The organism is Streptomyces sp. RLB3-17, from assembly GCF_007113425.2.
Classification (GTDB): Bacteria; Actinomycetota; Actinomycetes; order Streptomycetales; family Streptomycetaceae; genus Streptomyces; species Streptomyces mirabilis_D.
This window is the reverse complement of sequence record NZ_CP041610.2, coordinates 5,737,894-5,762,000: the sequence shown is the minus strand read 5'-3', so window position 1 is coordinate 5,762,000 and position 24,107 is coordinate 5,737,894. Positions and strand designations below refer to the sequence as shown.

Genomic DNA, 24,107 nt, shown 5'->3' with positions numbered 1-24,107 from the left:
AGCGCTGTCCTTCCTGGGGGACGTCTGCCCGAAGAACCCTCAGCTATCCAGGGGCAGTTGCTGGACCAGCAGTTTTCCGGCCATGGTCACTCCGCCGTCCATCGCGATGGCCAGTCCGTCGGCGTAGAGATGCGGTCCCTCGACCACGGGGCCCGCGGCGTCCTCGCCGTCCTCCGAGCCGACCTCGCCCAGGAGGTACGGGATGGGGCTGTGGCCGTGGACGACACGGGTGCCGCCGTAGGTGTCCAGCAGGGACAGCGCCGCCTCGGCACCGCCTTCGTCGCGGAAGGCGAAGCGTCTGGTGAACTTCCGGAAGAGGTCCCAGCACTCGTCCGCGTCGTTGCGCGTGAGGGTTTCGCGGATGGTGTCGTTGACCGCCTCGATCGAGTCGCCGTAGTCGAGGTAGGCGGTGGTGTCGGAGTGCACGAGGAGGTGCCCGTCGACCTGCTCCATGGCGTCCAGGCGGGCCATCCACTGCAGGTGGTGGTCCTGGAGGCGGTCCATGTCGGTCTTCTGGCCGCCGTTGAGCAGCCACGCGGCCTGGAAGGTGGCGGTACCCGCGCCGGAGTTGACGGGGGTGTCGCCGAACCGCTTGGCGCCGAGCAGCAGCAGCTCGTGGTTGCCCATGAGCGCCTTGCAGTAGCCGCCGACCGCGGCAGCCTCGGCGGACAGCCGCATCACGAGGTCGATCACGCCGATGCCGTCGGGGCCGCGGTCGGTGAAGTCGCCGAGGAACCACAGGCGCGCGGTCCCGGCGGACCAGTTGCCCGCGGCGTCGAGGAGGCCCTGTTCCTGGAGCGCGGCGACCAGCTGGTCGAGGTAGCCGTGCACGTCGCCCACGACGTACAGCGGACCCGGCCCGTCGGCGGGCTGGGGGGCCGCCACGGCGGCGGGGTCCATGACGACCTGCACCGTGTCGCCCCGGTTGATGACAGGCAGGTCGCGCCGGGTGGGCGTGTAGCCCTCGGGCTCCTCGCCGACTCCGGCCGCCTCGCCGGGAGCTGCGCTCGGCGGGTACGGACCGGTCTCGTGGATGTACGCGGGCACCCGGAAGTCGCGCAACGTCTCCGTCCGCACCGCCTCGGGTCCCTGACCGGCCCCCTGAGTCATCGACCCCTCCACCACCATCGCGCCGCATCTGCACCGGATCGGACTGCCTGGTCGCAGCGGCCCGCGGTGTCGTGGGCCCATCATAGGAATGCGGATCGCGCCATGTGATGACCCAGGGGTGGTGAATCGGAGCAGGAGCCCTGTTCACCACGGTTTTCGCCCGAATTGGGCGGGGCTTTCCCTGGTGGATGCCCCGCCGCCGACATGACGGACGTCAACCTCAGCGTACGCCGGGCCACTCCTCCCCGGGGTCCCGGACTACCCCTTCTCGGGTGACCGGGGCGGGCTGACCGTCGTACGAGGTGGACGCCGCTCGGAGGAGGTACGCACGATCAGCTCCGTCGGTATGACCTGTTCGACGGGTTGGTCGGTTTCCGCTCCCTCGATGGCGTCGATGAGGAGCTGGACGACGGCGGTGCCGATGCGGCGGGGTTTGAGCGAGAGGGTGGTGATGGGCGGCTCGGTGCTGGCGTAGACGGTGGACTCGCTGCAGCAGACCAGCAGCAGGTCGTCCGGGACGCGCAGTCCGTAGCGCCGGGCAGCGGCCAGCAGATCGGTGCCGTTGGGGTCGAAGAGGCCGTAGACCGCGTCGGGGCGGTCGGGCCGGGCCAGTAGCCGGTCCGCGGCGACGGCGCCCGCACACGGGTCGTGGGCCGGGTAGGCCTCGTACACCGGATCCTGTCCGACCCGCTCGCACCAGTGCAGGTACGCGGTGGTGGAGAGGTGGGTATAGGTGTCGGTGGAGGTGCCGGTGAGGAGGCCGATGCGGCGGGCGCCGGCGTCGGCGAGGTGGTCGAGGATGCCCAGGACGGCGGCTTCGTGGTCGTTGTCGACCCAGGCGGTGACGGGCAGGGTGCCGGCGGGGCGGCCGTCGGAGACGACGGGTAAGCCCTGACGGACGAGTTCGCTGACCACGGGGTCCTGGTCGGAGGGGTCGATGACGACGGTTCCGTCGAGGGCGACGTTGGACCAGACGTCGTGGCGTGAGGTGGCGGGGAGGATGACCAGGGCGTAGCCGCGGGCGAGTGCGGCGGAGGTGGCGGCTCTGGCCATCTCGGCGAAGTAGGCGAATTCGGTGAAGGTGAAAGGTTCATCCCCGTAGGTGGTCACGGTCAGGCCGATGAGGCCGGACTTGCCGGTACGGAGGGTGCGGGCGGCGGCCGACGGGCGATAGCCCAGCCGGTCGGCGACTTCGCGGACGTGGCGTCGGGTGGCGTCCGGGAGCCGGCCCTTGCCGTTGAGGGCGTCGGAGACGGTTGTGATCGAGACGCCTGCGGCCGCGGCGACGTCTCTGATTCCCGCCCGGCCCGGTCGACCGCTTCGGCGGGTAGTCTCCGCCCGGCTCACCTGGTGCTTCCCTGCTGCTGTCATGGCGAGCCGATAGTAGGGCTCATGCGGTGGGGTAGTGCGGACGCATATGCACGCGTTGACAGGCACGTTTCTGCATGATCGAAACCTCCCTACTCCCTTTGAAACCAAGTCAGTTAAACGATCCAATGGCAGTACGTGACGCGTCGGCGCGCATGGGCCTGCCAAGTGGGTCATGTTTCGAAGAGGTCTCAACTCACCTGCACGGGTGATGCGCGCTACGGCGTGAGCCACCAGCGCACAGCCTTGAAGGCAACGCGCCCCCCGATTCGTACGCCTTCGTACGAGGATGACCGCGGAGTTCGCACGGAGACGGTCGCCGGGGAGTATGACGATGATCACCAAGGCGTACGCGGCGGGTCGTCGGCCCGGGCCAGGGGCGTCGCATGGTTGTCCCCGGCCCATTCGCAGCGGCGCCGAATCCTCATAAGGTGAGAAGCATTGGTAGCCGGTGGTGGTCATGAGCCAGCGGTGGTCGCGAGGAGGACTGCGGTGAGCGAGACGAGCCCCAAGCTGCGTGCCGAGCTGGAGGGTATCCCCACCTACAAGCCGGGCAAGCCCGCCGCGGCCGGCGCGGTGGCGTACAAGCTGTCCTCCAACGAGAACCCCTACCCGCCGCTGCCCGGGGTGATGGAGAGCGTGACCGCCGCGGCCGGTACGTTCAACCGCTACCCGGACATGGCGTGCACCGGACTGATGAGCGAGCTGTCGGACCGCTTCGGGGTCCCCCTCTCGCACCTGGCGACCGGCACCGGTTCGGTCGGGGTGGCCCAGCAGCTGCTGCAGGCGACCAGCGGACCGGGCGACGAGGTGATCTACGCCTGGCGGTCCTTCGAGGCGTACCCGATCATCACGCAGATCAGCGGGGCGACCTCGGTACGGGTGCCGCTGACCTCGGACGAGGTGCACGACCTGGACGCCATGGCCGACGCGATCACCGACAGAACGCGGCTGATTTTCGTCTGCAACCCGAACAACCCGACCGGCACTGTGGTGCGCCGGGCCGAGCTGGAGCGATTCCTCGACCGGGTGCCTGGCGATGTCCTGGTGGTCCTGGACGAGGCGTACCGCGAGTTCATCCGGGACGTCGAGGTGCCGGACGGCGTTTCGATCTACCGTGACCGTCCCAATGTCTGTGTTCTGCGCACCTTCTCCAAGGCGTACGGGCTCGCGGGCCTGAGGGTCGGTTTCGCGATCGCGCACGAGCCGGTGGCCGCGGCGCTGCGCAAGACGGCGGTGCCCTTCGGCGTGAGCCAGCTCGCGCAGGACGCGGCGGTCGCCTCGCTGCGCGCCGAGGACGAACTGCTCGGCCGGGTCGGCGCGCTGGTGTGCGAGCGCAACCGCGTGGTCGAGGCGTTGCGCGGGCAGGGCTGGACGGTGCCCGAGACGCAGGCCAACTTCGTGTGGCTCAGGCTGGGGGAGCGCACGCTCGAGTTCGCCGCCCACTGCGAGCAGGCCGGGGTCGTCGTGCGGCCCTTCGCCGGGGAAGGGGTGCGCGTGACGATCGGCGAGACCGAGGCGAACGACATCTTCCTCAAGGCGACCGAGGGGTTCCGCGAGCAGCTCTGACGTCACATCCCCTCCGACGTCGCATCCCCGCTGACAACCCCGTTGCTTCCGTGCCTCGCGGCGCCGGAGCAGCGGGGTTGTCGTCGTCGGTCCGGAGGACACCGTGGTGTGGTCCGGAGGACACCGTGGTGTGGTCCGGAGGACACCTTGGTGTGTTCGAGACCTTCCGAGGGGTTGACGCAAAGGGGGACCCCCCTTCGAGGGTCGAAAACCGGTGCGTCATAATTGCTTGTGAATGTGAACGCGTTCACAAGCGTGTCCCGGTTGTCCCGTGATGTATGTAGCAAAAGGGGCAAACTGCCGCTGTAACCACGGCGGCGTAAGGAGACTGACGACGTGGAACTGGCTTTGGCACCGGAGACTCTGGCTCGGTGGCAGTTCGGCATCACCACCGTCTACCACTTCCTTTTCGTCCCGCTGACGATCTCGCTCGCCGCTCTCACGGCGATTCTGGAGACCGCCTGGGTGCGGACGGGCAAGGAGCACTACCTCAGGGCGACCAAGTTCTGGGGAAAGCTGTTCCTGATCAACATCGCCATGGGTGTCGTGACCGGCATCGTGCAGGAGTTCCAGTTCGGCATGAACTGGTCCGACTACTCGCGCTTCGTCGGTGACGTGTTCGGTGCCCCGCTTGCCTTCGAGGCCCTGATCGCCTTCTTCTTCGAGTCCACCTTCATCGGGCTGTGGATCTTCGGCTGGGACAAGCTGCCGAAGAAGGTGCACCTCGCCTGTATCTGGGTGGTCTCCATCGGCACGATCCTGTCGGCCTACTTCATCATGGCGGCCAACTCCTTCATGCAGCATCCGGTCGGCTACCGGCTGGTCAAGAAGGCGGACGGCACGATGCGCGCCGAGCTGACCGACTTCCCCAAGGTGCTCTTCCAGGAGACGGCGCTCGTCAACTTCTGGCATGTGATCAGCGCGTCCATCCTGGTCGGCGGCGCCTTCATGACCGGCATCGCCGTCTTCCACCTGCGCAAGAAGCGGCATGTCCGCACCATGCGGATGTCGCTGCGGCTCGGCCTGGTCACCGCGCTGGTCGGCACGCTCCTCACCGTCGTCAGCGCCGACACCCTCGGCAAGGTGATGTACGAGCAGCAGCCGATGAAGATGTCGGCCGCCGAAGCCCTGTGGGACTCGCAGCAGCCCGCGCCCTTCTCCCTCTTCGCGTACGGCGATGTCGCCAAGGGGCACAACACCGTCGCCATCGAGATCCCGGGGATACTCTCCTTCCTCGCCAAGAACGACTTCAACGCCAAGATCCCCGGCATCAACGACATCAACAAGTCCGAACAGGAGAAGTTCGGGCCCGGTGACTACCGGCCCAACATCCCCACCGCCTACTGGGCGTACCGCTGGATGATCGGCTTCGGTGGGGTCTCGATGGCCCTGTGCACCGCCGGCCTCTGGCTGACCAGGCGGAAGTTCTGGCTGGCGCCGGAACACCGCACCGGGGACGAGGACGTCCCGAAGCTCATGCTCACCAAGAACATGGAGCTGACGCCGAAGCTCGGCATCTGGTGGTGGCGGCTGTCCCAGTGGACGTTGATCTTCCCGCTCATCGGCATCTCCTGGGGCTGGATCTTCACCGAGACGGGGCGTCAGCCCTGGGTGGTGTACGGCCTGTTGAGGACCAGGGACGCGGTCTCGCCCGGGGTCTCCCAGGCGGAGGTGCTGACCTCGCTGATCGTGTTCACCCTCATCTACGCGATCCTCGCCGTCATCGAGGTGAAGCTGATGCTCAAGTACGTGAAGCAGGGTCCGCCGGAGCTCACCGAGGCCGACCTCAACCCGCCCACCAAGATCGGCGGCGACCCCCATGACGCCGACAAGCCGATGGCCTTCTCCTACTAGGCCCAGGGAGCTGCTGAGTCATGGAACTCCACGACGTCTGGTTCGTCATCATCGCGGTCCTGTGGACCGGCTACTTCTTCCTGGAGGGCTTCGACTTCGGGGTCGGCGTCCTCACCAAGCTGCTGGCCCGCGACCGCACCGAGAAGCGGGTCCTCATCAACACCATCGGACCCGTCTGGGACGGCAACGAGGTCTGGCTGCTCTCGGCGGGCGGCGCGACCTTCGCCGCCTTCCCGGAGTGGTACGCCACGCTCTTCTCCGGCTTCTATCTGCCGCTGCTGCTCATCCTCGTCTGCCTGATCGTGCGCGGAGTCGCCTTCGAGTACCGGGTGAAGCGGCCCGAGGAGAACTGGCAGCGCAACTGGGAGGCGGCGATCTTCTGGACCTCGCTCGTCCCCGCGTTCATGTGGGGCGTGGCCTTCGGCAACATCGTGCACGGAGTGAAGATCGACAAGAACTTCGAGTACGTGGGCAACTTCGGTGACCTGCTCAACCCGTACGCGCTCCTGGGCGGTCTGGTCACGCTGACGTTGTTCACCTTCCACGGGATCGTGTTCGTGGGGCTCAAGACCGTCGGGGACATACGGGAGCGGGCGCGCAAGCTCTCGCTCGGGGTCGGGCTGGTGGCCGCCGTGGTGGCACTCGTCTTCCTGATCTGGACCCAGGCCGACAACGGCGACGCGAAGTCCCTGGTCGCGTTGATCGTGGCCGTGGTCGCCCTCGTCGCCGCGATCGCGGTGGCCCAGACGGGGCGCGAGGGCTGGGCGTTCGCGCTGTCGGGGCTCACCATCGTGGCGGCCGTCGCGATGCTCTTCCTGACGCTCTTCCCGAACGTCATGCCGTCCTCGCTCAACCCGGACTGGAGCCTGACGGTCAGCAACGCCTCGTCGTCTCCTTACACCCTGAGGATCATGACCTGGTGCGCGGGAATCGCCACACCGATGGTTCTGCTCTACCAGTCGTGGACGTACTGGGTGTTCCGCAAGAGGATCGGTACGCATCACATCGCCGCGGATGTTGCGCACTGACCCCGGCCTTATGGGCTGAATCCGACCTCATGGACCAAGTCCGACCCAAGGGCATGTTTCACGTGAAACATGCCGGATGAGCCAAGGGTGTGTTTCACGTGAAACCAATCGATCCGCGTCTGCTGCGGTACGCCCGCGCCACTCGCTTCTTCCTCATGGCGGTCGTGGGGCTGGGCGCGGCCGGAGCGGCGCTGGTCATTGCCCAAGCGATGCTCATCGCCGAAGTGGTCGTGGGTGCTTTCCAGCACGGTCACTCGGCTTCCGAGCTCCGGACGCCCCTGGTCCTGCTGGTCGCGGTCGCCATCGGGCGAGCGGTTGTCTCCTGGCTCACCGAACTCGCCGCGCACCGGGCGAGCGCGGCGGTCAAGTCGGAGTTGCGGGGGCGGTTGCTGGAGCGGGCCGCCGCGCTCGGTCCCGGGTGGCTGAGCGGGCAGCGGACCGGGTCGCTGGTCGCCCTCGCCACGCGGGGAGTGGACGCGCTCGACGACTACTTCTCGCGCTATCTCCCCCAGTTGGGACTCGCGGTCGTGGTGCCCGTGGCGGTGCTCGCGCGGATCGTCACCGAGGACTGGGTGTCGGCGGCGATCATCGTCGTGACCCTGCCGCTCATCCCCGTCTTCATGGCGCTGATCGGCTGGGCCACCCGGTCCCAGATGGACCGTCAGTGGCGACTGCTGTCCCGGCTCTCGGGGCACTTCCTGGATGTGGTCGCAGGTCTGCCCACGCTCAAGGTCTTCGGGCGGGCCAAGGCGCAGGCCGAGTCGATCCGGCGGATCACCGGCGAGTACCGCCAGGCGACCATGCGGACGCTGCGGATCGCCTTCCTCTCGTCCTTCGCGCTGGAGCTGCTCGCCACGATCTCGGTCGCCCTGGTCGCGGTGACCATCGGGATGCGGCTCGTCCACGGCGACATGGATCTGTACGTCGGGCTCGTCATCCTCGTCCTCGCTCCCGAGGCGTATCTGCCACTGCGGCAGGTGGGGGCGCAGTACCACGCCGCAGCCGAGGGGCTCGCGGCGGCGGAGGAGATCTTCTCGGTGCTGGAGACCCCGGTGCCGACCACCGGTTCGCTCGTCGCGCCGGAGGGGGAGATCGGCTTCGAGGGAGTGACGGTCCGGTATCCGGGACGCTCCGGGGACGCGGTCTCCGATGTCTCCTTCACGGTCGAGCCCGGTGAGACGGTGGCCGTCGTCGGACCGAGCGGTGTGGGCAAGTCGACGCTGCTGAACGTGCTGCTGGGGTTTGTGGAGCCCGTCGCGGGGCGGGTGCGGATCGGAGGAGTCGATCTCGCCGAGGCCGATGCGGAGGAATGGCGGTCTCGGGTGGCATGGGTGCCTCAGCGCCCGCACCTCTACGCCGGCTCGATCGCCGAGAACGTACGGCTCGCCCGGTTGGACGCCGACGACGCGGCGGTGCGGCGGGCGCTGGCCGACGCGGGGGCGCTGGAGTTCGTGGACGCCCTGCCCGACGGGGTCGGGACGGTCCTCGGCGAGGACGGCAGCGGACTCTCCGCCGGGCAGCGCCAACGTCTCGCGCTGGCCCGGGCGTTTCTCGCGGACCGGCCCGTGCTGCTGCTCGACGAGCCGACGGCTTCGCTGGACGGGGCGACGGAGGCGGAGGTCGTGGCGGCGGTGCGCAGGCTCGCCGTCGGCCGGACGGTGCTGCTGGTCGTGCACCGGCCCGCGCTGCTGGAGGTGGCCGACCGGGTGGTGCGGCTCGAGGCCGCGGCGTCGGTCGTCGCGACCGGTTCCGTCCACGGCGAGGGCGCGAAGGAGCTCCCGGCGGTCGAGCCGGAGGGCGTGCCCGCGGCCGCTACGGAAGAGGCCCACGCGGCCCCTTCGCGACGCGGAGGTGTGCTCGCCCGGGTCCGTGCGACGGCCGGCCCCCGGAGCGGTCGTTTCGCGCTCGCCCTTCTCCTCGGGAGCCTCGCCCTCGGAAGTACCGTCGGGCTGATGGCCACCTCCGGGTGGCTGATCTCGCGGGCGTCGCAGCAGCCGCCGGTGATGTACCTGATGCTGGCCGTGACCGCCACGCGGGCGTTCGGGATCGGCCGGGCCGTCTTCCGGTACGCGGAGCGGCTCGTGTCGCACGACGCGGTGCTGCGGATGCTGGCCGACACCCGCGTCGCCGTCTACCGACGCCTTGAGCGCCTGGCCCCCGCCGGACTGCGCACGGCCCGGCGGGGCGACCTGCTGTCGCGGCTCGTGGCCGATGTGGACGCCTTGCAGGACTACTGGCTGCGGTGGCTGCTGCCGGCCGGGGCGGCGCTCCTCGTGTCCGCCGCCTCCGTCGGCTTCACCGCCTGGCTGCTCCCCGAGGCCGGGGCCGCCCTGGCCGCCGGGCTGCTGGCGGCCGGGGTCGGTGTCCCGCTTCTGACCGGCGCCGTGGCGCGCCGCGCGGAGCACCGGCTGTCCCCCGCTCGTGGCGCCCTGGCGACCCGGGTGACCGACCTCCTCACCGGGACGGCCGAGTTGACGGTCGCGGGCGCGCTGCCCACCCGTACGGCCGAGGCGCGGCGGGCCGACACCGTGCTGACCCGCATCGCCTCCCGGGCCGCCACCGCGACCGCGCTCGGCGACGGGCTCACCGCGCTGGCGACCGGACTGACCGTCGCGGCGACCGCCCTCGTGGGCGCCCAGGCGGTCGCCGGCGGGCGACTGAGCGGCGTGGCGATGGCCGTGGTCGTTCTCACCCCGCTGGCGGCGTTCGAGGCCGTCCTGGGGCTGCCGCTCGCCGTCCAGTACCGGCAGCGGGTGCGCAGGAGTGCGGAGCGTGTGTACGAGGTGCTGGACGCCCCCGATCCCGTACGCGAACCGGAGGTCCCGCAGCCGGCGCCCGCGTCGCCGTTCCCGCTGCGTGTACAGGGGCTGAGGGCGCGCCATGCCGGACAGGACCGTGACGCGCTCGCCGGCCTCGACCTGACCCTCGAACAGGGCCGCAGGGTCGCCGTCGTCGGCCCCTCCGGCTCCGGCAAGACCACGCTCGCACAGGTGCTGCTGCGGTTCCTGGACGCGGAGGCGGGGACGTACACGCTGGGCGGCACCAACGCGTACGGGATGGACGGGGACGACGTGCGCCGACTGGTCGGGCTCTGCGCCCAGGACGCGCACCTCTTCGACAGCACGGTGCGCGAGAACCTCCTGCTGGCCCGGAAGAACGCCACCGAGGCCGAGCTGCGCGACGCGCTCGCGCGGGCCCGGCTCCTGGAGTGGGCGGACGGACTGCCCGACGGACTCGACACGCTCATCGGTGAGCACGGGGCGCGGCTGTCCGGTGGTCAGCGCCAGCGGTTGGCGCTCGCTCGCGCGCTGCTGGCCGACTTCCCCGTGCTCGTCCTCGACGAGCCCGCGGAACACCTCGACCTGCCGACGGCCGACGCGCTCACCGCGGACCTGCTGGCCGCGACCGAGGGCCGTACGACGCTGCTGATCACCCATCGGCTGGCCGGTCTCGCGGCGGTGGACGAGGTGATCGTGCTGGCGGCGGGACGGGTGGCGCAGCGGGGTGCGTACGCGGAGCTGTCGGTGGCGGAGGGGCCGTTGCGGGAGATGCTGGAGCGGGAGGCGGCGGGGGATCTGCTGGCCGGGGCGGCGGCGCGCTAGCGGCTCCCCGGGCAACGATCCGACTTTCCGCACCAAAGGGGACTAACTACTCTCGAGGCATGTCAGTGGTCCCCGCCTCCCCTCGTCCGGACGGCGGCCCGGACGTGCCGCGGCTGCTGGAGGCGGTGCGGTCGATCGGGTCGGGGCTGGAGCTGCACGCGACGCTGGACCGGATCTGCGAGAAGGCGGCCGAGCTGGCGGACGCGTGCTACGCCGCCATCGGGGTCGTGGCGGAAGACGGCGAGGGACTCGCGGACTTCGTCTTCCACGGCGTCGACGAGGAGACCGCCCGGCGGATCGGGCAGTTGCCCGACGGACACAAGGGGCTGCTCGGGGCGCTCATCCACGACCCGGCGCCGGTACGGCTCGCGCGGTTGGACGAGGACACGCGCGCGTGCGGATTTCCCGAGCACCATCCGGCGATGCGCAGCTTCCTGGGGGTTCCGATCCGGGTGCAGGGGGAGATCTTCGGGAATCTGTACCTGGCCGAGAAGCGTGGCGGTGGCCCGTTCACCGACGACGACCTCAGCATGGTCCGCGTGCTGGCCGCGGAGGCGGGTATCGCGATCGGCAACGCCCGGCTGTACGAGGCCGCCCAGCAGCGCGAACGGTGGATCGACGGCTCGGTGGCCGTGACCCGGGCACTCCTGTCGGCCGACGACCCCGAGGACGCGCTCCAGGTCGTCGCGGAACAGGCCCGCAGGCTCTCCGGATCGGTGGCCGGGATCGTGCTGCTGCCCGCCGCGGAGGGCGGTCTGGAGATCAGCGCGGTCGCCAAGGACCGCCCCTCCAAGGTGCTGGGAGCCGTCGTCCCGCCGGAGAGCGAACTGGTCGCCGAACTCCTCGACGGAGAGGCCGTGTTCCTCGACGACGCGGCCACCGACCCGCGCATGGTCACCGACTTCGCCCGCGAGTACGGGCCGACGATGATGCTTCCCCTGCAGAGCGACTGCCGTCTCCTGGGAGCCCTCGTCACTCCCCGGGAACGGGGCGGGCGACCTTTCACCGAGAACGAGCGCACCCTCGCCGCGCACTTCGCCTCGCAGGCCGCGCTCGCGCTGATCATGGCCGAGGCACAGCGCGACCGGGAGCGGCTCGCGGTCTACGAGGACCGTGACCGGATCGCCCGTGACCTGCACGACCTCGTCATCCAGCGGCTGTTCGCCACCGGGATGATGTTGGAGAGCGCACAGCGGAACTCGGCCGTGCCCGAGGTGCGGCAGGGCGTCGAAAGGGCGGTCGACGAACTCGACGTCACCATCCAGGAGATCCGCACCGCCGTCTTCGCGCTCCAACAGGGACCTGCCGAAGTTCCGTCCGGGCTGCGCACCCGGGTGCTGCGGGAGATCAACATGGCCGCCGTGCCGCTCGGCTTCAAGCCCACGCACCGTTTTGTCGGGCCGGTCGACTCGGCGGTCGGTGAACTCACGGGCAAGAACCTCATCGCGGCCCTGCGTGAGACACTCTCCAACGCCTTCCGGCATGCCGGGGCCTCCCGCATCGACGTCGTCGTCGACGCGACCGTCGTCCTGCCGGACGGTCGGCAGGGTGTCCGGCTGACCGTCGAGGACGACGGCGTCGGCATCCCCGAGGGCGGCCGGCGCAGCGGCCTGCGCAACCTCGGGCGGCGCGCCGAGTCGCTGGGCGGCGACAGCTGGTACGGACCGGGGCCCGGAGCCGACGGCGGCGGTACGACGGTGGTGTGGCAGGCGCCGCATGTTCCGCAGGGGGAACCGCTTTAGAGACCCGAGGACGGAACCGGTTTGGACCCCGGGCGCGGCACCGCTTTGGAGCCCCGGGCCGTTGTGGAAACCGCCGGTCCTGCCCAGCCGCTGCTACCTGCCCAGCCGCCCCTACAGCCGCTCGGCGAGGATCTTCTCGATGACGACCGCCACCCCGTCCTCGTTGTTGGCGACCGTGCGACCGGAGGCCGCGGCGATCACGGTGGGGTGCGCGTTGCCCATCGCGTACGACGTGCCCGCCCAGGTCAGCATCTCGACGTCGTTCGGCATGTCCCCGAAGGCGACGACCTCCTCGGGGGAGATACCGCGCTCGGCGCAGCACAGTTCGAGCGTGCTGGCCTTGGAGACGCCGGGGCCGCTGATCTCCAGCAGGGCGCTGGGGCTGGAGCGGGTGATGGTGGCGCGGTCGCCGACGGCACGACGGGCCACGGTGAGGAAGGCGTCGGGGTCGAGCTCGTGGTGGAAGGCGAGGATCTTGAGCACCGGCTCGCCGGCGCCGGGGGCGTCCGGGGCCAGGAGCCGCTCGGCGGGCGCGAGGTTGTCGGGGATCTCCATGTGCAGCTTGGGGTACGCGGGCTCCTGGTAGAAGCCGTACGTCTGCTCGACGGCGAACACGGTGCCCGGCGCGGCCTCCCGCAGCAGTCGTACGGCGTCGAGCGCGTTCTCCCGCGCCAGCTCCCGGACCTTGACGAACCGGTGGGCGCCGGGGCCGCCGTGCAGGTCGACGACGGCGGCGCCGTTGCCGCAGATCGCCAGGCCGTGGCCGTGGACGTGGTCGCTGACGACGTCCATCCAGCGGGCCGGGCGGCCGGTCACGAAGAAGACCTCGATGCCGGCCTCCTCGGCGGCGGCGAGGGCGGCGACCGTGCGCTCGGACACGGACTTGTCGTCGCGCAGGAGGGTGCCGTCGAGGTCCGTGGCGATCAGGCGCGGCGGAAGGGCGGCTGCCGGGGTCTCTGGCTGTCGGGTCGCTGAGGTCACCGGGCCATTCTCGCGCATATGCCCGCACGGCCGTGCGGGAGCCCGCACAGGTGAGTGGTTACCGCTCTCACCAGTGCCGTTACACCCCGTTGTCGCCTTCCGCCATGGATCTGGCCGTCAGGCCAGCTGCGCCGGGGCCTCCATGGCGATGCGCTCGAAGACCTTCTCGTCCGCGGCGAAGTCCGAGTCGGGGATGGGCCAGTGGATCACGATGTCGGTGAAGCCCAGCTCCGCGTGCCGGCCCGCGAAGTCGACGAACGCGTCGAGGGACTCCAGCGGACGGCCACGGTCCGGGGTGAAGCCGGTGAGCAGGATCTTGTCGAGTTCGGACGCGTCACGGCCGACCGCGGCACAGGCGGCGGCCAGCTTCTCCACCTGTCCGTGAATGGCCTGAACCGACTGTTCAGGGGTGCCCGTTTCGTACAACTTGGGGTCGCCGGTGGTCACCCAGGCCTGTCCGTGGCGGGCGGCGAGCTTCATGCCGCGCGGGCCGGTGGCGGCCACCGCGAAGGGCAGTCGGGGCCGCTGGACACAGCCCGGGATGTTGCGCGCCTCGTGTGCCGCGTAGAAGTCGCCGTCGTAGGAGACCGAGTCCTCGGTGAGGAGGCGGTCGAGCAGCGGCACGAACTCGCCGAAGCGGTCGGCGCGCTCGCGCGGGGTCCAGGGCTCCTGGCCGCTCTTCAGAAGCGTCGTGGCGTCGAATCCGTTGCCGCCCGCGCCGATGCCCAGGGTGATCCGGCCGTTCGAGATGTCGTCGAGGGAGATCAGCTCCTTGGCGAGGGTCACCGGGTGCCGGAAGTTCGGCGAGGTCACCAGCGTGCCCAGGCGGAGCCGGTCGGTGGCGGCGGCCGCGGCGGTGAGCGTGGGCACGGCGCCGTACCAGGGGCCGTCCCGGAAGGTCCGCCACGCCAGGTGGTCGTACGTGAACGCGGTGTGGAAGCCGAGCTGCTCCGCACGCTGCCAGGCGGCACGCCCGCCCTCGTGCCAGCGGAGGTACGGCAGGATCACAGTGCTCAGACGCAGACTCATGCATCGAGCGTAAGCGGAGCCGCGGGGTGGTCGTGGCCACCGCGTGATCGCTCCACCGGCGCCCCTCGGCCCGCCGGTCGGCGGCCGATCAGTGCGGGCCGGGGAAGCGCAGGTACTTCGGGGGTACGGCCTCGGTGAGCCACACCCCGTTCGCGCTGACCCGGAAGACATGGCCGTCGCGGTGCATGGCGGCGGCGTCCACGCCGAGCACGACGGGCCGGCCGCGGCGGGCACCGACGCGGGTGGCGGTGTCGCGGTCGGGCGAGAGATGCACGTCGTGCCGGTTCATGGGCCGCAGGCCCTCGGCCCGGATCGCGTCCAGATTGCGAGCCACGGTCCCGTGGTACAGGTACTCCGGCGGAGTCGCCGGGGGCAGTCCGAGGTCGACCTCGACGGAGTGGCCCTGGCTGGCGCGGATGCGGGTGCCCTCCACGGCGAAGCGCCGCTTGTCGTTCGTGGCCACCACATGGTCGAGCTCCTCGCGGGTGATCCGGAAGCCGTGCTCCGCCGCTGCCGCGATCAACGTGTCGATCTCGACCCAGCCTCCCTCGCCGAGCGTGAGCCCGATCCGCTCGGGCTGATGCCGCAGATGCTTCGAGAGGTACTTCGACACCTTCACGGTGCGTCTTTCATCCATCGGTTCGTTCATCCTGCCAGCGTGCCTGGCGAGAGACGGATCACGCATTTGATTTTGGTTCGGAGGTTTGATCCACAAGCAAGTCCGGTTATCCACAGGTGAATTGACGAATCTGTGGACAACACGCAGAAGATTTACGGCGTTTCGCCAATAACATTGTGATTGTTGTAATTTGAGGTGAGATGGTCCAACGTCCTTGCCTGGACCTCCCGTTCCACGGCCGCCGCGACGAAGGCCGCCACCTGCGCGGACCCAACCAGGGTCTCCACGGCCCGCATTGTGGCGAGCGGGAGCTGGACGGAACGCGTCTCGTCCCCAGGGTCCTGGGACGGTCCCGCCCCAAGACGTTCACGCAGGTGTCGGGTCGCGAACAGCCGCATGGCGCGGGCCAGTTCCGCGTCCACCGTCTGCTGCGCGAGCGGTCGCAGCCGGCGTACCAGGGAGGCCGCCTCGGCCGCTTCCGCGTCGCTCGGCGGATGCTCACCGAGATAGCGCGCGAAGACGTGCTCGGTCGTGAACTCCAGGAAACGCGCGGCGATGTGCTCGACCTTGCCCCTCAACTCCCGCAGATGGCCCGAGATCGCGGACAGCGGAACGCCCGCCGCGTACAACTCCACCGCCACAGCCAGCTCTTGGGGGCTCGGGACCAGATACACCTCACCCGCGCCGGGGACGCGCTCCAGCACTCCGAGCTCCACCGCCTCCGCCACCGCCGCGTCGTCCGGACGGCCGCCGAACCGCTCGTCCAGCTCGGCCCGCGACATGCGCACGGCCTCCTCGTCGCTCCACGGTCCGTCGACCTCCGCGACCAGCCCGAGGATCCCGCCCAGCCCCCGGCCCGCGTCCCAGGCCTCCAGGAGTTCCTTGATGGAGGCCAGGGTGTAACCACGGTCCAGGAGGTCGGCGATCTGCCGCAGCCGGGCCAGATGCGCGTCCGCGTACACGTTGGCGCGACCGCGCCGCTCGGGGCGGGGGAGCAGCCCGCGGTCCTGGTAGGCGCGGATCGTCCGGACCGTGGCGCCGCTGTGATGCGACAGATCCTCGATGCGGTACGCGACCCGGACCGGCTCGTCGTTCACGCTGCCTGCCTCCCGACCCCCTGGGTACTACGCGACGGCCCCGCGCGGCGAGCCCTCCTGCGAGGGATGGTACGACCGCCGCGGACAGCGGGACATGGCCGTGCCGAGCTCCTCCAGAGTGGGCAACAGGCCCTTTCCCGCGCCCCTGTTGCGGGCGGCCACGAACCTCACAGCGGTGGCTCCATCCGCGCGATCGCGCGCAGCGCCCTCGGCGCCAGCCGGGACATCAGGCGGCCACCGCGCGCCTCGGGGGTGACGGGCACGACCGCCTGGTTGCGGACGACCGCGCGCAGGATCGCGTCGGCCACCTTCTCCGGCGGGTAGTTGCGCAGCCCGTACAGCCGCGCCGACTTCTTCTGTCGGCGCTTCTCCTCGCTCGCGTCCACCCCGGCGAAGTGCGCGGTCGAGGTGATGTTCGTGTTCACGAAACCCGGGCAGATCGCCGAGACGCCGATGCCCTGCCCGGCCAACTCCGCGCGCAGGCACTCGCTGAGCATCAGCACGGCCGCCTTCGAGGTGCTGTAGGCGGGCAGCGCCTTCGAGGGCAGGTACGCCGCCGCCGACGCGGTGTTGACGATGTGGCCGCCCTGCCCACGCTCGGCCATCTGCCTGCCGAAGAGCCGGCAGCCGTGGATCACGCCCCACAGGTTGACGTCGAGAACCTTCTTCCAGTCCTCCGGAGTCGTGTCGAAGAAGGACCCGGACAGTCCGATCCCGGCGTTGTTCACCAGCACGTCCACCACGCCGTACTCGCCGGCGACCCTTTCGGCGAGCTTCTCCATGGCCTGCTCGTCGGAGACGTCGACCGTCTCGGCCCACGCCTCGGGGGAGCCGATCAGCCGGGACATCTCCGCCGTGCGCGCCGCGCCCTCCGCGTCCCGGTCGACGGCCACCACGCGCGCGCCGGCCTCGGCGAACGCCAGGGCGGTGGCCCGCCCGATGCCGCTGCCCGCGCCGGTGACCAGCACGAGCTGCCCGCCGAACCGGTCGGCGTACCTGCCCGAGGCGATGGTGTCCCGCACCGGCACGCCGTCCTCGTTGGCCTGCACGAAGTCCGTGATCCAGGACGCCAGTTGGTCGGGCCGCGTACGCGGGATCCAGTGCTTGTCCGGGAGGGTGCGACGCACCAGCTGCGGGGCCCACTCCTCCAGGTCGTCGTAGAGCCGCTCGGAGAGGAACCCGTCCCCCAGGGGCGTGACGAGCTGCACGGGCGCGTGCGCGTAGGCGTCCGTGCGTGGCCTGCTCAGCCGGGCCCGTACGTTGTCGCGGTACAGCCATGCGCCGTGCGCCGCGTCCGTCGGCAGCGAGGAGGTCGGATAGTCGCCCGCGGGCACCTTCTCGACCCGCCGCAGGATCTTCGGCCACTGCTTGCCGAGGGGGCCGCGCCAGGCGAGCTCCGGCAGCACGGGCGTGTGCAGCAGGTACACGTACCAGGACTTGGCGCCCTGGCCGAGGAGCTGGCCGACCCTGCGCGGGGTGGGCCGCCGTACACGCCGCTTGATCCAGTGGCCGAAGTGGTCGAGGGACGGCCCGGACATGGAGGTGAAGGAGGCGATCCGGCCCTGGGTGCGCGCGACCGTGACGAACTCCCAGGACTGCACCGAACCCCAGTCGTGCCCCACCAGGTGCACCGGGCGGTCGGGGCTCACCGCGTCGACGACGGCCAGGAAGTCGTCGGTCAGCTTCTCCAGGGTGAACCCGCCCCGCAGTGGCTGCGGGGCCGTCGATCCGCCGTGGCCACGGACGTCGTACAGCACCACGTGGAAATGCTCAGCCAGGCGGGTGGCGACCTCGGACCACACCTCCTTGGAGTCCGGATAGCCGTGCACGAGCACCACCGTGGGCTTCGCCGGATCGCCCAGCTCGGCGACGCACAGCTCGATCCCACCCGTCCGCACCCGGCGCTCGCGCGCGCCTTCGAGAGTCACGAGAGTCACTTCTCCTTCGTCCAGCGCCGCACGGTACGTGTCCGTAACGTGACACTGGCGAATGTGACAGTTGTTAGAGGCTGCGTCAATAGACTTGCGCGGCACCTGTGGACAACCGGTCCGATGTGGACAAACCCCCGCCGGTTGTTCGACTTCAGGCGGACCCCTACGGGCCCGTACGACTGGAGTCGGACGCGGATACAGCTCCGTGGGTTGACGACCGCTGTGGTGTGCGCCACTACGTTCGACAACGTGACTGTGATCGCGACCGAAAGCCTGAGCAAGCGGTACCCACGGGTGACCGCTCTTGACCGGCTCTCCGTGGACGTCGGACCCGGTGTGACCGGACTCGTCGGAGCCAACGGAGCCGGCAAGTCCACACTGATCAAGATCCTGCTGGGTCTCTCCCCCGCCACCGAGGGCCGCGCCGAAGTCCTCGGACTCGATGTCGCCACCCAAGGCGGCGCCATCCGCGAGCGGGTCGGGTACATGCCCGAGCACGACTGCCTGCCCCCCGACGTCTCGGCCACCGAGTTCGTCGTCCACATGGCGCGCATGTCCGGGCTCCCGCCGGCCGCGGCCCGCGAGCGCACCGCGGACACCCTGCGCCACGTCGGACTGTACGAGGAGCGCTACCGTCCCATCGGTGGCTACTCGACGGGCATGAAGCAGCGCGTCAAGCTCGCGCAGGCCCTCGTCCACGACCCCCAGCTGGTCTTCCTCGACGAGCCGACCAACGGCCTCGACCCGGTCGGCCGCGACGAGATGCTCGGACTGATCCGTCGTATCCACACCGAGTTCGGGATCTCGGTCCTGGTCACCTCGCACCTGCTGGGCGAGCTGGAGCGCACCTGCGACCACGTCGTGGTCGTGGACGGCGGCAAGCTGCTGCGGTCCAGCTCCACCACGGACTTCACCCAGACCACGACGACCCTCGCCATCGAGGTCACCGACACCGACGAGCACCCGGACGGCACCAGCGCGGTCCGCGAGGCGCTCCACGCGCGCGGGGTCGAGACCCACGACGGCAGCGGGCTGCCGGGCGCCGGCCACATCCTGCTGCTGACCGCCGAGGGCGAGGAGACCTACGACCTCGTCCGCGACGTCGTCGCCGACCTCGGCCTCGGCCTGATCCGCATGGAGCAGCGCCGCCACCACATCGCGGAGGTCTTCCGCCAGGAACAGACGGACGGGACGGACGTGCAGGGCGTACGGAAGGAGGCAGTGGGCCATGGCAGTTGAGCAGTCCCTCACCCCCCGCGGTGAGCAGACCCGGATCCACGACATCGGCTACCGCCACTACGACGGCCCGCGCCTGGGCCGCGCCTACGCACGCCGCTCGCTGTACTCGCAGTCCCTGCGCGGCTCCTACGGCCTGGGCCGCTCGGTCAAGTCCAAGGTGCTGCCGATGCTGCTCTTCGTGGTGATGTGCATCCCCGCACTCATCATGGTGGCCGTCGCGGTCGCCACCAAGGCGAAGGCCCTGCCGGTCGACTACACGCGCTACGCGGTCATCATGCAGGCCGTCATCGGCCTGTACGTCGCCTCCCAGGGACCGCAGTCCGTCTCGCGCGACCTGCGCTTCAAGACCGTGCCGCTGTACTTCTCACGCCCCATCGAGACCGTCGACTACGTACGCGCCAAGTACGCGGCGCTGGCCTCGGCGCTGTTCGTCCTGACGACCGCGCCGCTGATCGTGCTCTACGTAGGGGCGCTTCTGGCGAAGCTCGACTTCGTCGACCAGACGAAGGGCTTCGGACAGGGGCTGGTCTCCGTGGCGCTGCTGTCGCTTCTCTTCGCCGGGATCGGCCTGGTCATCTCGTCGGTCACCCCGCGCCGCGGCTTCGGCATCGCGGCCGTCATCGCGGCGCTGACCATCTCCTACGGAGCCGTGTCGACCGTCCAGGCCATTGCCTTCGAGCAGTCCAGCTCCTCGGCCGTGCCCTGGCTCGGCCTCTTCTCTCCCATCACGCTCATCGACGGGGTGCAGACGGCCTTCCTCGGCGCCACCTCCGCCTTCCCCGGAAGTCAGGGCCCTTCGACCGGGCAGGGAGTCGTCTACCTCGTCGTCGTCCTCGGGCTCATCGCGGGCTCCTACGGCCTCCTGATGCGCCGCTACCGAAAGGTCGGGCTGTGACCACGCTCAACATCGACCATGTCTCGCGCTGGTTCGGCAACGTGGTGGCGGTCAACGACATCACGATGACGATCGGCCCCGGCGTCACCGGCCTGCTCGGCCCGAACGGCGCCGGGAAGTCCACCCTCATCAACATGATGGGCGGCTTCCTCGCCCCCTCCACCGGCACCGTCACCCTCGACGGCCGGCAGGTCTGGCGCAACGAACAGATCTACAAGCACATCGGCATCGTCCCGGAGCGCGAGGCGATGTACGACTTCCTCACGGGCCAGGAATTCGTCGTCGCCAACGCCGAGTTGCACGGCCTCGGAGCGAAGGCCGCCCAGCGGGCGCTCGCCACGGTCGAGATGGAGTACGCGCAGGACCGTAAGATCTCGACGTACTCCAAGGGCATGCGGCAGCGCGTGAAGATGGCCTCCGCGCTCGTCCACGACCCCTCCCTGCTGCTGCTCGACGAGCCCTTCAACGGCATGGACCCGCGTCAGCGCATGCAGCTCATGGACCTGCTGCGCCGCATGGGCGACGAGGGCCGCACGGTGCTGTTCTCGTCCCACATCCTCGAAGAGGTCGAACAGCTCGCCGCCCACATCGAGGTGATCGTCGCCGGACGGCACGCGGCCAGCGGCGACTTCCGCCGCATCCGGCGCCTGATGACCGACCGCCCGCACCGCTACCTGGTGCGTTCCAGCGACGACCGGGTACTGGCCGCCGCGCTGATCGCCGATCCGTCGACGTCCGGCATCGAAGTGGACCTGGCCGAGGGCGCGTTGCGCATCCAGGCGGTCGACTTCGGCCGGTTCACGGCGCTGCTGCCGCGCGTCGCGCGCGAGCACGGCATCCGGCTGCTCACGGTCTCGCCGTCCGACGAGTCCCTCGAGTCCGTCTTCTCGTATCTCGTCGCGGCGTAGGAGGCCAAGATGTACGACCCCACAGTCGCCCGGCTCACCTATCGAGCCCTGCTCGGCCGCCGCCGGGCCCTCATCCTGTGTGCGCTGCCCGTCCTGCTCATCGTGATCTCCGCGGCCGTACGCAGCTTCGCCGGAGCCGACGACCAGGTGGCATCGGACCTGCTCGGCGGCTTCGCGCTCGCCACGATGGTGCCGATCATCGGCGTCATCGCCGGCACCGGCGCGATCGGCCCCGAGATCGACGACGGCTCGGTGGTGTATCTGCTGGCCAAGCCCCTGAAGCGGCCGACGATCATCTTCACCAAGCTGATCGTCGCGATCGCCGTCACCATGGCGTTCTCCGCCCTGCCGACGTTCATCGCCGGCATGATCCTGAACGGCAACGGCCAGCAGGTCGCCGTCGCCTACACCGTGGCGGCGCTGGTCGCCTCGATCGCGTACGCCGCGCTGTTCCTGCTGCTCGGGACGGTCACCCGGCACGCGGTGGTGTTCGGGCTCGTCTACGCGCTGGTCTGGGAGGCCCTGTTCGGGTCGCTGGTGTCCGGCGCGCGCACGCTCAGCGTCCAGCAGTGGGCGCTCGCCGTGGGCCACAAGGTCACCGGCGGCGACCTCGTCACCTCGGACGTGGGCCTGCCCACCGCGACGGTGCTCCTGGTCGTGGTCACCGTGCTCGCCACCTGGTACGCCGGGCAGCGGCTGCGGTCGCTGACGCTGGCCGGCGAGGAGTGAGCCGGGGGTCCCACGCGCGTGTGCCGGTTGTCGCCACGCACGCGCGCGTGGAACCCGCTTTTTTCTTGGCTCTGACTTGATTTTCGTAGCGGGTGATCGAACCCGTCGTGGTTCTCCCTGCCCTGGGCGCAGACTGGTGGGTGTATGCCCTCGAGTTGGAGGTCCTGCTGCCGCAGCTGGCCGCGGTGCAGGTACGGGAAGTGCAGGCTGGCGGGGATCTGATCCAGATTATGGCCCGGACCCGGGACGGTGTCGCGGTGGCGTGTTCGGGCTGTGGCTGGTTATCGGACTGGGTGCACAGCCGGTACGAACGGCATGTCGCTGACGAGGCGGTCGGGGGCCGGCCGGTCACGGTCGACCTCTCGGTCCGCCGCCTGTACTGCGAGAACCCCGGGTGTTCGAAGACCACGTTCGTGGAGCAGGTCGATGGACTGACCGTGCGCTACCAGCGACGCACCCCTGCCCTGCAGCAACTGCTGAGTGCTGTCGCGGCGGCGCTCGTCGGCAAGACCGCCGTCCGATTACTGCCTCACCTGCATCAACTGGTCAGTTGCAGCACGTTGCTGACCATGCTGATGGCACTTCCGCTCCCCGTCCTGCCGGTTCCGCAGGTGCTGGGAGTCGATGATTTCGCGCTACGGCGCGGTCACCGCTACGCCACCGTCCTGATCGACGTGATCACCCACGCCCGCGTCGACGTACTGGCCGACCGCACCGCCGAGACGCTGACCGCCTGGCTGCGTGCACACCCCGGGGTGGAGGTCGTATGCCGGGACGGCTCGGCCGGCTACGCCGAGGGCATCCGTCAGGGAGCCCCCGACGCGGTGCAGGTCAGCGACCGATGGCACCTGTGGCACAACCTCGCCGCCGCGGTGGAGAAGACGGTGGCCGCGCACGCCGCGTGCTGGCGCGCGGTGCCCCCCGAGGCGACGCCCGGGTCGCGCAACGCGCGTGTCCTGCAGACCCATGCCGCCGTGCACGCCTCACTCGAGACCGGGGTGAGTCTGTGCGAGACCGGCCGACGCCTGGGCCTCGCGCTGAACACCGTCAAACGGTACGCCCGCGTCGGTGACCCCGCGCAGCTGATCCGGCCCCCTCAGTACCGGCGCTGCCTGGTCGATCCCTACCGCGACCACCTGCGGACTCGCCGCGCGGCCGGTCCGGTGGCCACCACCACCCTCCTCGCGGAGATCCGCGTACTGGGCTACACCGGCAGCCCGAACCTGCTAGTCCGCTACCTCGAACAGGGCCGGGCCGAGGAGTCTTTGGCCGACCCGTCCGTCCGCCGCCTCACCTCCTGGATCATGACCGACCCCGACCACCTGGCCGATGAGCCGGGGACCCACCGCGACAAACTCACCGCCGTCTGCCCCGAGATGACCGCCTTGACCAGCCACGTCACCGCTTTCGCCAAGCTACTGGCCCACCACGAACATCCCACCACCGGGCACGCGGCCCTGGCCGAATGGATCGAGGCCGTGAACGGCGACGACCTCCCCGCCCTGCACGCCTTCGTCCGCGGCCTTCAGAAGGACCAAGACGCCGTTCAAGCCGGTCTCGACCTGCCCTACAGCAACGGAGCCACCGAGGGCATCAACAACAAGACCAAGCTCCTCAAGCGCCAGACCTACGGACGAGCCGGCTTCGCCCTCCTCCGCCAGCGCATCCTGCTCAACTGATCTTCGGGTCAACGGGACGATCACCCGCTACGAAAATCAAGTCAGAGCCTTTTTCTTGACAGTGGCTTCACCTCTGTCCCGGCACACTGGGCAGAGGGACGCGCGGCTAGGAGGAACGGGGATGGCGGAACCGCAAGGTGAGGGACAGAGGGAGACCGAGGACGTCTGGGACGGCCTCGTACTTGACGAGAGCTTCATACGGTCGGCGGAGACGACCGAGCCGTCCGCCCGCGCCCGTATGCTCGCCGCCCGCTGGCGCGAGGGGGGACCCGACCCGCAGCCCTGGCGCTCCGACGAGCCGCCCGCGGGGTGGTTCTTCAGCAAGGCACGTCGGCGCAGGTGGCGCCGCCGGTAACCCTCTTTGGGCCGTCGGTGACCCCCTTTGAGGGGCGGCTTTATTCAGTGGCGCCCAAGTCGGCGTACGGGCACAGTAGTTATGTCCACGTCGCCGCATCGAGTCGGCGCCACATTCTGGGAGAGGAGCGCGACGATGCCCATGAGTAGCAGTCCGTCGAGCTCCCTACAGGGCAGCCCGCGGCAGGCTCAGGAGTAGTTACCCCTCCGTGGAGCCCGCCCGCACGGGGGGCTGCCCGGGGCGGCCGCTTCGAGCGCGCGTACGCCGCGCGGGCCGCCCACCCGGAGGATTGGCCGAGAGGTAAGGCACCGGCTTGCTGAGCCGTGGTCGGGGTCAACCCCGCGCGCGTTCGATCCGCGCATCCTCCGCAAG

At 70.0% G+C, this 24,107-nt stretch carries 18 protein-coding genes and 1 tRNA gene; 12 read left to right on the top strand and 7 right to left on the bottom strand.

The features are described from left to right. Window positions 1-39 precede the first annotated feature (39 nt). Both FNV62_RS26165 and FNV62_RS26160 read right to left on the bottom strand, forming a co-directional pair. Window positions 40-1,110: a metallophosphoesterase gene (locus FNV62_RS26165; RefSeq protein ID WP_054236911.1), complete on the bottom strand. Its 1,071-nt coding sequence runs from the start codon at window positions 1,108-1,110 to the stop codon at window positions 40-42. Window positions 1,111-1,368: 258 nt separating this feature from the next. Next, window positions 1,369-2,481: a LacI family DNA-binding transcriptional regulator gene (locus FNV62_RS26160; protein WP_060901678.1), complete on the bottom strand. Its 1,113-nt coding sequence runs from the start codon at window positions 2,479-2,481 to the stop codon at window positions 1,369-1,371. A 489-nt stretch (window positions 2,482-2,970) separates the two neighbouring features. On the opposite strand from FNV62_RS26160, the gene hisC reads away from it, so the two are divergent. From hisC to FNV62_RS26135, 5 genes are all read left to right on the top strand, one after another. Further along, entirely contained in the window at window positions 2,971-4,047 is a 1,077-nt protein-coding gene (gene hisC, locus FNV62_RS26155) for a histidinol-phosphate transaminase (RefSeq protein WP_054236913.1), read from the top strand. 336 nt (window positions 4,048-4,383) lie between these two features. Then, the gene (locus FNV62_RS26150) at window positions 4,384-5,901 is read left to right on the top strand and encodes a cytochrome ubiquinol oxidase subunit I (RefSeq protein WP_054236914.1); all 1,518 of its coding nucleotides are present in this window, start codon (window positions 4,384-4,386) and stop codon (window positions 5,899-5,901) included. Between the two features lie 20 nt (window positions 5,902-5,921). Continuing rightward, a complete protein-coding gene (gene cydB / locus FNV62_RS26145) occupies window positions 5,922-6,929 on the top strand; it encodes a cytochrome d ubiquinol oxidase subunit II (protein ID WP_060901679.1) in 1,008 nt (335 codons plus the stop codon). Window positions 6,930-7,027: 98 nt separating this feature from the next. After that, entirely contained in the window at window positions 7,028-10,531 is a 3,504-nt protein-coding gene (gene cydD / locus FNV62_RS26140) for a thiol reductant ABC exporter subunit CydD (protein WP_143627247.1), read from the top strand. A gap of 59 nt (window positions 10,532-10,590) precedes the next feature. Further along, window positions 10,591-12,273 (top strand): GAF domain-containing sensor histidine kinase, encoded by a 1,683-nt coding sequence (locus FNV62_RS26135; protein ID WP_143627245.1) that lies wholly within the window; start codon window positions 10,591-10,593, stop codon window positions 12,271-12,273. Window positions 12,274-12,384: 111 nt separating this feature from the next. Here the strand turns inward: FNV62_RS26135 and FNV62_RS26130 are convergent, their stop codons facing one another. From FNV62_RS26130 to FNV62_RS26110, 5 genes are all read right to left on the bottom strand, one after another. Beyond that, window positions 12,385-13,272 (bottom strand): Cof-type HAD-IIB family hydrolase, encoded by an 888-nt coding sequence (locus tag FNV62_RS26130; protein WP_186003104.1) that lies wholly within the window; start codon window positions 13,270-13,272, stop codon window positions 12,385-12,387. Between the two features lie 99 nt (window positions 13,273-13,371). Further along, the gene (locus tag FNV62_RS26125; protein ID WP_097285410.1) at window positions 13,372-14,283 is read right to left on the bottom strand and encodes an LLM class flavin-dependent oxidoreductase; all 912 of its coding nucleotides are present in this window, start codon (window positions 14,281-14,283) and stop codon (window positions 13,372-13,374) included. An 88-nt stretch (window positions 14,284-14,371) separates the two neighbouring features. Continuing rightward, window positions 14,372-14,920 carry an RNA 2'-phosphotransferase gene (locus tag FNV62_RS26120; protein WP_143652106.1) on the bottom strand — a complete coding sequence of 183 codons (549 nt, stop codon included), beginning with the start codon at window positions 14,918-14,920 and terminating at the stop codon, window positions 14,372-14,374. A gap of 134 nt (window positions 14,921-15,054) precedes the next feature. Continuing rightward, on the bottom strand, window positions 15,055-15,999 hold the full coding sequence (locus FNV62_RS26115; protein ID WP_143627241.1) for a MerR family transcriptional regulator: 945 nt from the start codon (window positions 15,997-15,999) through the stop codon (window positions 15,055-15,057). A 167-nt stretch (window positions 16,000-16,166) separates the two neighbouring features. After that, window positions 16,167-17,927 carry an SDR family oxidoreductase gene (locus tag FNV62_RS26110; protein ID WP_186003218.1) on the bottom strand — a complete coding sequence of 587 codons (1,761 nt, stop codon included), beginning with the start codon at window positions 17,925-17,927 and terminating at the stop codon, window positions 16,167-16,169. Window positions 17,928-18,185: 258 nt separating this feature from the next. Between FNV62_RS26110 and FNV62_RS26105 the strand changes: the two genes are divergently transcribed. The 7 genes from FNV62_RS26105 (at window position 18,186) to FNV62_RS26075 (ending at window position 24,103) form a co-directional block, all read left to right on the top strand. Next, window positions 18,186-19,169 (top strand): ABC transporter ATP-binding protein, encoded by a 984-nt coding sequence (locus FNV62_RS26105; protein WP_054236935.1) that lies wholly within the window; start codon window positions 18,186-18,188, stop codon window positions 19,167-19,169. Next, complete coding sequence (locus FNV62_RS26100; protein ID WP_054236922.1) at window positions 19,159-20,064, top strand: ABC transporter permease; 906 nt, start codon at window positions 19,159-19,161, stop codon at window positions 20,062-20,064. The genes FNV62_RS26105 and FNV62_RS26100 overlap by 11 nt, the downstream gene beginning before the upstream one ends. Next, window positions 20,061-20,972: an ABC transporter ATP-binding protein gene (locus FNV62_RS26095; RefSeq protein ID WP_054236923.1), complete on the top strand. Its 912-nt coding sequence runs from the start codon at window positions 20,061-20,063 to the stop codon at window positions 20,970-20,972. The genes FNV62_RS26100 and FNV62_RS26095 overlap by 4 nt, the downstream gene beginning before the upstream one ends. 9 nt (window positions 20,973-20,981) lie before the next feature. Beyond that, on the top strand, window positions 20,982-21,701 hold the full coding sequence (locus FNV62_RS26090; protein WP_054236936.1) for an ABC transporter permease: 720 nt from the start codon (window positions 20,982-20,984) through the stop codon (window positions 21,699-21,701). 164 nt (window positions 21,702-21,865) lie between these two features. Next, complete coding sequence (locus FNV62_RS26085; protein ID WP_143651897.1) at window positions 21,866-23,380, top strand: ISL3 family transposase; 1,515 nt, start codon at window positions 21,866-21,868, stop codon at window positions 23,378-23,380. Between the two features lie 121 nt (window positions 23,381-23,501). Further along, on the top strand, window positions 23,502-23,735 hold the full coding sequence (locus tag FNV62_RS26080; RefSeq protein WP_054236924.1) for a hypothetical protein: 234 nt from the start codon (window positions 23,502-23,504) through the stop codon (window positions 23,733-23,735). A 283-nt stretch (window positions 23,736-24,018) separates the two neighbouring features. Next, window positions 24,019-24,103, top strand: a tRNA-Ser gene (locus FNV62_RS26075). The last annotated feature ends 4 nt before the right edge of the window (window positions 24,104-24,107 follow it).

Excerpts from the sequence above, each read along its gene's own strand:
- FNV62_RS26165 (WP_054236911.1), bottom strand. The coding sequence starts at position 1,110 with ATGACTCAGGGGGCCGGTCAGGGACCCGAGGCGGTGCGGACGGAGACG.
- FNV62_RS26160 (WP_060901678.1), bottom strand. The coding sequence starts at position 2,481 with ATGACAGCAGCAGGGAAGCACCAGGTGAGCCGGGCGGAGACTACCCGC.
- cydB (WP_060901679.1), top strand. The coding sequence starts at position 5,922 with ATGGAACTCCACGACGTCTGGTTCGTCATCATCGCGGTCCTGTGGACC.
- FNV62_RS26135 (WP_143627245.1), top strand. The coding sequence starts at position 10,591 with ATGTCAGTGGTCCCCGCCTCCCCTCGTCCGGACGGCGGCCCGGACGTG.
- FNV62_RS26130 (WP_186003104.1), bottom strand. The coding sequence starts at position 13,272 with ATGCGCGAGAATGGCCCGGTGACCTCAGCGACCCGACAGCCAGAGACC.
- FNV62_RS26125 (WP_097285410.1), bottom strand. The coding sequence starts at position 14,283 with ATGAGTCTGCGTCTGAGCACTGTGATCCTGCCGTACCTCCGCTGGCAC.
- FNV62_RS26120 (WP_143652106.1), bottom strand. The coding sequence starts at position 14,920 with ATGGATGAAAGACGCACCGTGAAGGTGTCGAAGTACCTCTCGAAGCAT.
- FNV62_RS26100 (WP_054236922.1), top strand. The coding sequence starts at position 19,159 with ATGGCAGTTGAGCAGTCCCTCACCCCCCGCGGTGAGCAGACCCGGATC.
- FNV62_RS26090 (WP_054236936.1), top strand. The coding sequence starts at position 20,982 with ATGTACGACCCCACAGTCGCCCGGCTCACCTATCGAGCCCTGCTCGGC.
- FNV62_RS26080 (WP_054236924.1), top strand. The coding sequence starts at position 23,502 with ATGGCGGAACCGCAAGGTGAGGGACAGAGGGAGACCGAGGACGTCTGG.